Source organism: Desulfosporosinus nitroreducens (genome assembly GCF_023897015.1).
GTDB classification, from domain to species: Bacteria; Bacillota; Desulfitobacteriia; order Desulfitobacteriales; family Desulfitobacteriaceae; genus Desulfosporosinus; species Desulfosporosinus nitroreducens.
Genome location: NZ_JAMHFY010000050.1, coordinates 1 through 11,632 on the forward strand (window position 1 = coordinate 1; position 11,632 = coordinate 11,632).

The 11,632-nt window shown below is 38.0% G+C and carries 9 protein-coding genes and 1 pseudogene; 4 read left to right on the forward strand and 6 right to left on the reverse strand.

All coding sequences use genetic code 11. The features are described from left to right. From M8E35_RS25390 to M8E35_RS25405, 4 genes and pseudogenes are all read left to right on the forward strand, one after another. Positions 1 to 207, forward strand: a 207-nt coding sequence (locus tag M8E35_RS25390) for a hypothetical protein (protein ID WP_252473760.1), incomplete at its 5' end; no start/stop codon positions are given. Positions 208 to 749: 542 nt separating this feature from the next. Next, the gene (locus M8E35_RS25395) at positions 750 to 1,670 is read left to right on the forward strand and encodes a hypothetical protein (protein ID WP_252473761.1); all 921 of its coding nucleotides are present in this window, start codon (positions 750 to 752) and stop codon (positions 1,668 to 1,670) included. Beyond that, the gene (locus M8E35_RS25400; RefSeq protein ID WP_252473762.1) at positions 1,663 to 2,739 is read left to right on the forward strand and encodes a phage exclusion protein Lit family protein; all 1,077 of its coding nucleotides are present in this window, start codon (positions 1,663 to 1,665) and stop codon (positions 2,737 to 2,739) included. Before M8E35_RS25395 ends, M8E35_RS25400 begins: the two co-directional genes overlap by 8 nt. A 309-nt stretch (positions 2,740 to 3,048) precedes the next feature. Beyond that, a pseudogene (locus M8E35_RS25405) lies at positions 3,049 to 3,225 on the forward strand (IS5/IS1182 family transposase); the annotation flags it as partial. 72 nt (positions 3,226 to 3,297) lie between these two features. Here M8E35_RS25405 and M8E35_RS25410 read toward each other — a convergent pair. From M8E35_RS25410 to M8E35_RS25435, 6 genes are all read right to left on the reverse strand, one after another. Continuing rightward, positions 3,298 to 3,954, reverse strand: a complete 657-nt coding sequence (locus tag M8E35_RS25410) for a hypothetical protein (protein WP_252473763.1) — start codon at positions 3,952 to 3,954, stop codon at positions 3,298 to 3,300. After that, positions 3,939 to 4,295 (reverse strand): hypothetical protein, encoded by a 357-nt coding sequence (locus M8E35_RS25415; protein WP_252473764.1) that lies wholly within the window; start codon positions 4,293 to 4,295, stop codon positions 3,939 to 3,941. The genes M8E35_RS25410 and M8E35_RS25415 overlap by 16 nt, the downstream gene beginning before the upstream one ends. A gap of 132 nt (positions 4,296 to 4,427) precedes the next feature. Continuing rightward, positions 4,428 to 4,874, reverse strand: coding sequence for a hypothetical protein (locus M8E35_RS25420; protein ID WP_252473765.1), 447 nt, complete (start codon positions 4,872 to 4,874; stop codon positions 4,428 to 4,430). A gap of 1,529 nt (positions 4,875 to 6,403) precedes the next feature. Continuing rightward, positions 6,404 to 8,869, reverse strand: coding sequence for a S8 family peptidase (locus tag M8E35_RS25425; protein WP_252473766.1), 2,466 nt, complete (start codon positions 8,867 to 8,869; stop codon positions 6,404 to 6,406). A 3-nt stretch (positions 8,870 to 8,872) separates the two neighbouring features. After that, positions 8,873 to 9,838 carry an AAA family ATPase gene (locus tag M8E35_RS25430; protein ID WP_252473767.1) on the reverse strand — a complete coding sequence of 322 codons (966 nt, stop codon included), beginning with the start codon at positions 9,836 to 9,838 and terminating at the stop codon, positions 8,873 to 8,875. A 1,032-nt stretch (positions 9,839 to 10,870) separates the two neighbouring features. Further along, on the reverse strand, positions 10,871 to 11,632 hold a 762-nt coding region (locus M8E35_RS25435; protein WP_252473768.1), incomplete at its 5' end, for a DUF3102 domain-containing protein.

Consider the following 11,632-nt stretch of genomic DNA (forward strand, 5'->3'; position numbering starts at 1 on the left):
TCTCTGAAAACAAATTTAAACACCCTTGAAAATGTTACTCAGGAAGCTGCGTCTCTGACAGATGCCTTTGATCAAGCCGTTTATTACCGAGATGTAGTCTTTAAGGCCATGGCAGCTCTCAGGATTGACGGAGATAAACTTGAAATGATTGTTGATTCAGAACTCTGGCCGCTTCCCACGTATGCAGAAATGTTATTTATGCTTTAATATTGAGCAAGCCATGAAATTAGTCCTCACCTAACTGCAAATGTTCTTATATGGAATTATAGGGCTGAAACAACTTGATCATGTTGTTTCAGCCCCATTTTATTTGTCTCTTTCCAACGACTTTGTTAGCTAACCTCAGCGCAACACAGATTGATTGGGTTCATTGTCTTCACTTATTAAGCCAACCCTTGATCCCATTTTGCAAAAGGACCCCCTTTGAGTGTTTCCTTGTGCTCACCCATTATTTCCATTTTTATATCTTTCCTTCCCTTATTATACATTTTAAGCATTATAAAAGGCACCTAACCCTGTTGTAGATTAGATGCCCTTAATGCTTAAATATCGATTTACTTATTCATCCCAACCTCAACCGTAACATTCTTACCCTTTTCCCCAGCCTTATAATCCTTGTGATATAGCAGTACACAGGTCTCCACAATTGAGCGTATCTTTTTAACAACTGGTTTGTGGAAGGATTTGAGTTATATACTGTCGAATTCTTATAGATTGCGACAAATATCAGTTAGTAGGATGGTGTAAATTTGCAGCGATATTTATTATATCCACCTTTTTTAACAGTTCATGAAGAAACTGATTTCTCCGATATCTGGGAATCATTCTGTTTGAAGCTATTAAAGTTAGAATACGGAACAAACGAGATTGAGAGGAGACGTCCTCCCGAGAGTGGTATCGATCTTTTTTACAGAAGTGGACAGATCGCTTATCAATGCAAAAGCACATTGAATGATAACAAATTTAACATTAAGATTGCATGCAACTCCTTACGAAGCGCACTTCCTCTAAAAAATACATTACCTTGGGCTCTCTACACGATTTGTTCTAATAACAATTTAACTGGAAACCAAATCACTGCACTTCAATCGGTTGATCCTCATGTCAATACTAGGGGAAAAGACAGCTGGATTGAACTATGCCGCAGATTCCCCGACCAAGTTAAAGCGAATTTTCGCACTCTATGTGACGTGCCCGAAAATAGGATTCATAACGATTTCCAACTTCTGATCAACGGTGAGTTAGACATGATTAGGAAGAAATTAAGCTTCAAACCTATTAATGTATTAATTTATCATCATGGCCATGATCAAATCTACAATTTTGTGCTATCTAAGACATTAACTATTTCCGATCTTATACTTATCACCCGCCGACTGTTCAATCTTCATGAAACAACAAAAGATTACAAAGGCGAAGTACAACCTAAACCATTCTTTAAAATCAATGATACCCGTTACGATGAAGAACAGCGGCACGATATTACGCTCGAGGAATTAGGCATAGATGAACATAGTACCCTCTTGTTCGGCCTGGACATTGTCTTTCCTGGGGGGCAACTTACCCGCACAGTGATGCACGCCAACAATAATTCAAATATTCACCAATTAAGCGAAACAGAAATCGTCGCCTCCATATTCAGGCGATTCGATGCCAGTCTTGATGAGTAATTTAAATATGAATCAATTATCTGGGTTGACCGAGTATTCGATCTTCAATATATTGCAATCGCCCAATTGCACAGGATTCCAGTATTTCAAAAACTATGCTATCAGTGTCGTAGAAGAAATCAATATTGCCTTGTACCAACAACAAGCTAAGAATACATTTCATCTCGATTTCAAGACATTATTTCATTTTGACGGTGAATCGTATCATGAAGACGGCGTGGACCATGTCATCATAAATGATGGAGTTGTCATTACAACATTCGAAGTATTTTATAATATCCTTTCAAGATATCCCATACTCCCATACTTAAGCCCCACTCCCGCAGCGTTGGGCTATAATTTGATTTATAACTTTAATAATGAACAATATCAGACGACCATCAATTTCCCGATTGATCGGGAAAGAAGAATTATCGCTGAATACATGGCAATGTTTGCAATAAAATTTATTATTTTGCATGAAATTGGTCATCATTATAACGGCCATATTTTATATCGGGATTCTTTAGTTCAAAATATAACTAAATTGAATACTTTTACCAATAACCTTGCGAAATCGCATAAGGAATTGTTAGATTTACAAACTATGGAGATGGATGCAGATGCCTTTGCCATTTCGAGATTAATAGATGAAACACTTATATTAATCTCGAATGACACGCGACTCTTTAGCATCCTGAAGTGTGTCGATGATATATACGTGATATTTATTATTGCTATCCAAACTTTGTTTTTAATTTTTAAGAAAGAGCAAAAGACAGAAGAAGATCATTGGTATTCTCCTTACTTTCCCACCTTCCCAAGAGGCTGTATCAATCTCGATTGCGCCAAGACCAATATTGCCTTTAAAGCCAAAGGAATCATTACACCAGACAAATTCGTTGAATTGACAAATAGCTCCTTTATTGCAGCCGAGAAGTACTTCTATTCTTTGTATGGAGTTAATCACTACCAAGACGCCATAGACTATGAAGAAAGCATGTCAGCTCATATCAAAGAGGTAGAAAAAAACTGGGTTCTACTAAGAGAAAAGTTAATTCCCTTTGCTCGTGTAAGACTTGCACAGTAGTCAAATCTACTGACTCTAAAATCTAGATTGATCGAATACTTTCCATATTTATGCAATGAAAGAGATGCACAAAATATTCGCTCTTCACTACTTTCGATATACCACGCACTTCACGTGCCTTGATGTTACTTTATTGTAAGATTTCTCCAGACAGACAAGCCTCGGTATGCCACACCTCAGCTAGTTAGGGCTTGCTAAATATTAAGGAAAGCTAGATTTCACAAGGGTTTGAGGGCATTTTTGTCGAATATTATGTGCACGGAAAAACGTAACTACCCCCAAAAAACCGTGCACATGGAGGAGAAAAAGATGTACCGTAAGCCCAGTTCGCAGATGGCCATAGATGATTTCATCCTACCTTTTTCGGGTAAGCTCAGTGCCGAAAATCGCTGGGTTCAATTGGCAAAAATCATTCCTTGGGATGAAATCGAAGAGGAATACGCTTTTATGTTTCCAAGTGATCGGGGTAATGTGGCTAAACCTGTTACACGACCTTTCTAAAATTGGGCAGAAAATTAGACAGGCTCTTTTGACCTGTCATCACAAACCCGTTGTTATTCACACAATTGTAAAATGTTTTAAACTAAAGTTTTTTGTTGCTTTCGTTAAGTCCTTATCATTGAATCTGTACCATACTCCATAGTATTTTTGAACTAATTTTGGTTTATTTAAATTACTTCCACTGGGGTGAACTGCTTCACCTGATTCAACACCCTTTAAATCAAGCTTTTTCTTAGATTCTTTTCCGACAAATAAAACATATACATCATGCCCTCTTTTCCTGATGTTTGAGATAAAGTCCAAAATGTATTTGTTTCTATCATTAATCCCAACAAATTTATTGGTCACAGTTTTCGAATCTAAATATCTGTTCACCAATAAGATACTGTGACGCTTATATAAATATATGCCAAATTCCTCAGCACTAACTTTATGTTTTCTTAGATATGAAATCGCTTCAAGTCCCTTTGAATGAGAATTAAACAGCATATTAAAGATCATCTCTAGACTATCCTGTACTTTGATCCAATCTTTTACCAAAAATGCAATATACCTGAAGTCTCTAAATGGATTCTTTTTAGAAAATACCTTAAAATCAATGCCATTAAGTTTTTGTTTATATGGTGCTTCCCCTATTATTATTCTGACAACATTGTCTGCATAATTAACCTTTATATTAAACTTCTTCTCAAATTCATTTACCCAAGGAAACATTTCATCTCTCCCAACTGGACTGCTCCATAAAGTGAATCAGGAGCATCATCATGCTTAGCTCCTTTGTTGTAATCCTTGACTTGATTATTGTACCTTATGTTAGAAGGATTGAATAGGATATGCCCTTTTTTAACCTCTGGTTCTAACGATATAATCCTCTCATGCTTTTGTCCTTTACTTATTACTTCGTCCACAGGAGTAAATATTTTAGCCTTCCAAAGTTCTTCCTCAAACTTCTGCTTGATATAGCTCTGCGCAGCTGTCGTTTCAAAGCCAATCTTCTCAATCGGATATTGCTGTAACTTTTCAACGGCTACCTGAAACAGATCATCGGGAAGCAATTTGTATATACTACCATCTATTCATATTTTCGCTTGGTCTTTGTATGCTTTCCGAGGATCGTAATTGCCGAGTAGTCATTGCGTTTTCTAGCTTTAACAGCAGGATCGATGTACATAACTATTTCCATTTCTTCAGAGCGTGTTTCCGACCCAATCCACTTCTAGAAGTTCACCTGGCTTGCGTTTGATTCGCATGGTCGCTTTAGTCTTGTATACAAACGCCTTGTAGTAATCGCAAAACTGGGTGTATTGATAAGGGATAGCCTTTTCGGCTTCACATTGCTCACAATATTCACTCCACAGTAATGTGAGGGTGACGCCAGGTTTTGCCAACTCCTTGTGTATATAGGCATAATCGGGCATCTTGCGACCTGATTCTGTAACCCTCCCAGGATACAATAACTTCCTGATGTCAGTATCGGTTAACTCGTCTGACAAAGGCCATACTAATAGACCCTTCTGTTCTGCAAGGTCGCAGACTTCAGTAACTGTGTTTCTTGAACAGTGGAGACTTGTCGCGATTTGACTCTTGCTGTGGTTCAGGCATTTGAGCCTGATAATTTCTCGATAATTTACCACAATTATCGACCTCCATAAAAATATTTACACAAAAAATTGTGCATATATCCATTATAGGGTCGCTATATGATGTGATATAGACCGGCTGCTCTGTACTTCGTGAAGGTTGCTCTATTTTATCGAGACATATGCTCACTTTTACCGAGAAGTGTGCTCTCTTGTAACGAAATATTCAATACTGATACTGAAACAATAAATGCCATTCTAACTAAATTATTAGAGTTAAGATAAAGGTTATAATGTTGGCGGGACCCCATTTAAAGGAATGTAGAAGGGAGGCAAAAAAGATGTTTGTTTTTCCAGCGTTTGTAAGTCCGGTAATTGCTATTGGAGTACTCTTCCCTACCATTTTGATTCCAGTTTTTTTGATCATTTACGTGGTGAAAAAAATGAACAAATAATTAGGGACAGTACCAGCGAAGCTATCACTAGGGGTAAGCTAGAAGGGTTAAACCTAGTATTTCTATACTGTGAAGTTCTAAAATGGTCTGTATCGGAACTTTCGAAAGGACATAAGATTAGTCTATTTGGCACAATGATCTATAGCAAAATACAGCCAGGAAACTTCACAGTCTCCTAGCTGTATTTTGCTTAAAAGGTTCGCTTAGTTATTCAGACCTGCTCCTTTGTCTATTCTACTGCCACATCATGTTGTTCTAGGAATAAATGATATAATCGGACCTCGATATTTATTTAAAATCCAAATCATACTCAATATCTGTCAACGTCGGGAAATATACGTTATCTAGCGATGAAATACTTTCCCAGTGGCCTACACCCCAAGTATCATCGGCCTTGGACCGGCGTTTTTTGTTAGGAAGCGTTTTAACCGAATCTCTCGTATGGACATTAAAATCACTTTAACAAACAGCTTTTCGGAAAGTCTTATTGGTTAAAGCCCTGATCAACAAAATAGGCAGTTTTAATGTACATCATATGATGAAGTGCCATATGCGGATCCATAGGCGTTAAAGGTTATGTCTATATAGATAGTAAATAGTTGAAACGTCCATGGACCAATAGCATTATTTAGGTCTCCTTGTCCAGATGATGTGTATTCGTTGTTTTCGCTGTTTAAAACTGGTGGGGTTTTTTCCAAATTTTCGAAATAATTTGGCCAGGCTGATGCTGGAACAGAAGGAGTAAGTTTAGGTGCAGGATGTGAGATATATGTGCCATCATTGTATTGCCCTTTTCGCCTACTGTGTAATCCTTGTGATATAGCAGTACACAGGTCTCCACGTGCCTTGAGGTTACAAAAATGATGCTGAAAAAGCTGGTATCCCCTTGGCGAAAGGGTCTATTTAAGAAACTGTCGTCTAAGTGCACGACTTATTTTTCGTATCACGTGCTTTTTGCCAAGGATTTCAAACTTTGTATCTCCTTAAAGTAATAATTTATACCAGATGGAGAGACAAAAAACGCACTCTCCGATCCAGTAGGTTAGATAGTGCGTTGGCTGACGTGAGCGCTTTCGAATACTGCTTACTTTTCGGTAAACGGTTTACTTCCATAAGCTTATACAATAATTATTTAGGGATTGTAATTTCAACAATTGGAGTGGTTTCAATTTTAGTAATAATAGGTGTGTACAAATCAACTTCAACCTCAGGTGTTTCAATCGAAACGACAAGAGCATATCTTACTTTCTCGTTGTATTTACCGAGATGGCCTCTTTCTCGCCACCAGCCGATTACCGGATAAACTGCAACATAATTTGCATCACACAAATTGACAGCTAAGTCTTCACAAAAATCAGAATGTATTGAGCCAACGTCGCGATTTCCAACACCTAAATACCAATCTCGACTACTTCCATCTCCACTATCTTTTATGTCATCACCACGCATCTTAATATTAACACGTTTTTTGAAATCTTCTAATGTTTCATTAGAGTTGATAACATCAAATCTAAGACCGCAGGAAGGGTATCTATATTTGTCTTTCCAACCGACTTCTCCCGGACCTGGCTCTATAAAATAGGAAAGAGTAGCCCTTATTATTGCTTTTGTCTCTCCTAGAGACTGTAATACTTCTTTTGGCCAGGGTATATCGTGCAAGTGCATTTCATTCATATGATTTTTGGTAAATGGTTGTAATTCGCCTTGTATAATCAAATTTACCGAATTATCAACGCACCGAATTGCTTTTGACAAATCAGGAACACCATAACCACAAGTACGCAGCAACTGTTTTCTGCCCTTTGTTTTGGTATCTTCTTTGCAAAACTGTCTATGCATACTTTCGGTCCATCTTGCAGAATGCACTAATAAAGCTCGTACTGTTTCGGCCCATATACCCGGATATTCTGCATAAATCTGTGCCGCCATCCATGATGCTTGTGCAGTTGCTGAACTCGTTCCCCAAATAGTTGAAAACGGACGTACTAAGTGCTTGTGATGTGTAGTTAAAAGAGATAAATCTTCGCACTCAGTATAGTCTGTATCATTTGTAGCCATATTACCGCCATCAAGAAGTATTTCAGGTTTAATTGGCCATTTATTACTCCATGTTACAGAAGTAGAACTATAAGGTGACAATTGCCCTACATCAGCAACTGGGTGGAAATGCTTATAACTAGAATCTGAAATTTGAATATCATTTGCTATGGCTCCAACAGTGATTGCATTCCAAGATTGCCCTGGATTTTCAACCCCATGAAGAATACTCGAATCAGGATAGTCATTATAAGTTAGTTCTGCGGGAAATACATTTCCGGCACTAATAAAAAACAAGCGTTTTTCACCGTTTTCGTTTGCGCCTGAAGTGATACTATCCACAGCAGCAGACCAAGAAGTAGGGCTACCATCTTCTGTATTATAATATGGAGAAGTTACAGCCATACATAACGTTCTATCCGCTGACGGATTAGATATTTCCGCCAATGCGACAGCTTGTTCAGTAATTGCCCCATATAACTCTATAGGATTTTCTCCTTTTGGTGGTAGAATTTTAACGGACTCAATTTTATGGTTAATGACTAACCTATTGGGGTCTAACAATTTATCCTTTAAATTATTATATAAGGCTATCCCCGCCATTTCAGTCCCATGCCCCATATGGTCAGTTGATCCCCAAGAATCGTTAACAGCTTGTACAGTATTTATATCTTTTATTGCTGGAGAAATTAAAGGATGTGAATTGTTTAGACCTGTGTCTAACAAGCAGATAGAAGAATTACTGTCCATAAATTCTGTTCGATTCAACAATTCTTCAGCCCATTCCTGTTGTTCTACACCATATAGTGTACCAAAGAAACTCGTAGGTTCAGGTGCTCTGCGAAATTCAGTAATATATTCGCAGCAACTGATCAAGTTAGATAATTGAGATTTATTGGCCTTTATCAGATGAACTATACGTTCTGGAAAAATCAATTTGTTATGATCAATATCTATTTCCAATGTTCTGCAACACTCTGAGATGTTAGTTAAAGCATTTTCAAGAAATAAATTATCGTATCTAATCCATACTTCGCACCATTGAGCAACTTCGTTTGGAATATCCTCTGGTTTTCCTATCCAAAATGAATCTAACATCGCAACTCTTATATCATCAATGCTACGCACTAAATCATTATGTTTTGGGATTCCTTTTTCAGTAACTTCCGATGAATATGCTTCAATTTTTTTAATGAAGTATGATTCCTTTCCCGCAGGAATATACACCGTTGCCCTAATTGTTTCCGTTTCTTCATCGGATTTTACATTCAAAAGGCGTATGCCCTGAGTTCTGTTTTCCAAGCTTTTAATTGCCAAATCATGTTTAGCTGCGCTAGAAAACTCAAGGTACACGCCTTCTTTATATCTTATTGCTGCAACTTGCTTTTGAGTTGCTGAACGCTCGTAGCATTCGTTCAATTTTCTCTCAATAAACGTAGCATGTGCCTTACTATTTTCTCGTTGAGGATAATTTTTCCCACCTGGCATTGAGCGAGAAATATACGGAATAGATGTGTTTGTGTCATGCAAAAATATATTCTTCTTTTCAACCGACAACCGTTACGCCTCCTTTCCAGAATATAGCGTTAATCTTTCTTTAACTAGGTTCTGCATCTTGGATTGTGTTATTTTATTATCATCCAATATAGAATCCTTAATAGCATCTTCACATACTCTGATTATTTCGGCATGACTTAATACAAGCGATTCTTCAATTAATTGAGTAGATGGTACAAAATCACTTTGATAAGCTGCAAGCTTATATTGATACAGCCGTTTTACTTCGCTTTCAGTTGGCATTGAATAATGCAAAACATCGTCAAAACGCCTAAACAATGCTTGATCCAACAATTTTTGGTTGTTGGTAGCCGCAACAATAATGCTCTCCGATTTATCCTGTTCAATAAACTGAAGAAAAGAGTTTAGTATTCTTCGCATTTCTCCAACTTCATTATCCAAGTTTCTATCTGCCCCAATAGCATCAAATTCATCAAAAAAATATACACCAATTGAATTCTCAACAGAATCAAAAATCTGTCTCAATTTCGAGCTGGTTTCACCCATGAATTTTGTAACCAACTTATCCATCTGGACTGTATAAAGGGGTAACCCTGTTTCGGAAGCTATTACTGAAGCCGTAAATGTTTTTCCAGTTCCCGGCTTCCCTTCAATAAGAATTTTACGACGATTACTCATCCCATAACTTCTCAATTTGTTTCTATTTCTAAATTCGTTTAAGATTCTTTTGATTCTATCATGAATCTCGTCAGATACAATTAAATCCTTTATTCTTTCAGTTGGAATGTACATTGTAAGCATAGGATTATTTTGCATCTGATTAAAATGAAGTATATTCGCTCTAGCATTTCCAGTTTTTTCAGCCAGTTTCTTCAATTCCCGAGCAAGGATTTCGTGGTTAAGTTTGGCCTCATAAGCAGCAATTTGCAATACTACAGTTTTGAATTTTTCATTGTCATTATCATTATGAGCTTTAATTAAGCTTTTAATTTGATCTGCTGTAGCCATACAAAACACCTCCTTGCATATAGTTATAGATAGTATATTATATCATTTATGCTATAAAAATTCAATTGATCACGCAGTATTTACCAAAATATAGAAGTCGCAATAATTTATTTTTCGTTATTTTACCAATAAAATTCTTCAATTCTGCTTTAATTGCCTCTATCTTTCTTTTCATGTATTGGCTGTCTTTTGGGATTTTTCAATACTTCCAGTACATTCGGAGCATCATGCCCAATTTTTTACTGCTGCAATATACACTGTTTGCATCTTGAAACCATATTTACTTTCTACATACTCTTTTGTCATTTTATAGGTTACTCTTTCGCTTGATCTAAATTCCTAGGATTTTTTCGCTATTTTCCCAACAGGAAATTTCCCTTGCTCTACAAACTCCAATATTTAGTTGATATGCGTATCAGCATTTTTGTGAGAAAGATTTTTGAATCTAATACCCTTATTTTAACTTTTGATGTTCTTTTGCCAATTGAGCTTCCACTTGCGCCCATTGCTCATTCATATTCATCAATGTACTATTACCACAGTGGTAACAGTGATATACTTTCTGCCTACTCATTATTCCACCCCTTTCAGACATACTTCGTTTTATTTTATCATTATAGAAAATCAGATGTCATCTATAAAATGCTCATAAAGACCCGTTTTTTGCTCTTTTTCTGATCCCAAAACGCTATATATGGTGTCCAAACCGTCTTATTTGGCCTTCTGACCACTATACGTCATCATTATTATACTCTCCACGTGCCCCGTCCAAGGAAACATACAAACACCTACTCACCATGTCTTCACTCTATTCACACGATCAAATGACCCTTTTTCTCGGCAAGAGTGACAGCGGCCTCGATACCTGAGTTAATTGGACAAAATCGTTTTCGATGCCATCACTGAATATCACGCCATTCTCCGGCATCATTGAAAAGATCCTCAGCGGTCGCCCTGAAATTACACTTTTTAACCTTTATGGATTGTATCTGGGAGAGCCTTTGTTTGCGCTGCCTGTTGGACGTAGGAATCTTATGCCTGCTCATTCTCCGTATACACATTCTCCTTCAACGACTTCATCAAGAAATCAATCACACTCTTTTTGAACAGGTCATGGGTCTCCGGTTCCTTGGCGGCGAGCTCTTTCATTTCCCCCATCAATTCCTTGAATGTTTTTTCCAGGTTTTCGTATAAAAAAGCCACTTTATTAGCCACTGCCTTGTTATACACCTCAGTAAGTCGCTTGCTCATCTTTTCGACAGTCTTGTAAGATGCCCTATTTTTTACTTTTTCCAACTCCGCCTGCTTCTTTTCGGTATCCTGTTCCAGCGCCCGGTTGGACTCACTTAACTCTTCCGACTTGGTCCTCAGGTTGTCGTAGGCCTTGGTCAGGTGGGTTATTTGGTTCGCCTGTTCATCCATAACTTTCCGGAGGCCGGTGTTTTCCTGCCGGGCCTGATCCCGTTCTTCCCGGGCCAGTTTCCAATCATTGACCTTCTTTTGCAGCTCACGGGTGGTTATATTATCCATATCCAGCTCGGCAATGAACTCACCCCGAACCTCTTCCGGGACTCCGAGGAGAATAAGAGCCTGGGTGAAATTCAAATTCGGCAGTTCTTGCGCCTGGGTGTCGGCGGTGGGAGATTGGGCCTCGGCGGATTCGAGCTGTCTAGGCCCGTACTCCTCGAAAACGCGTATCATTCTTTCCGCCGTTTTCTGAGAATAGCTGACCGATTCCTCCAACCACTTGCCCCATTCCCCATACTGAAGCAACCCCCTGGCTTCCTTCAGGCG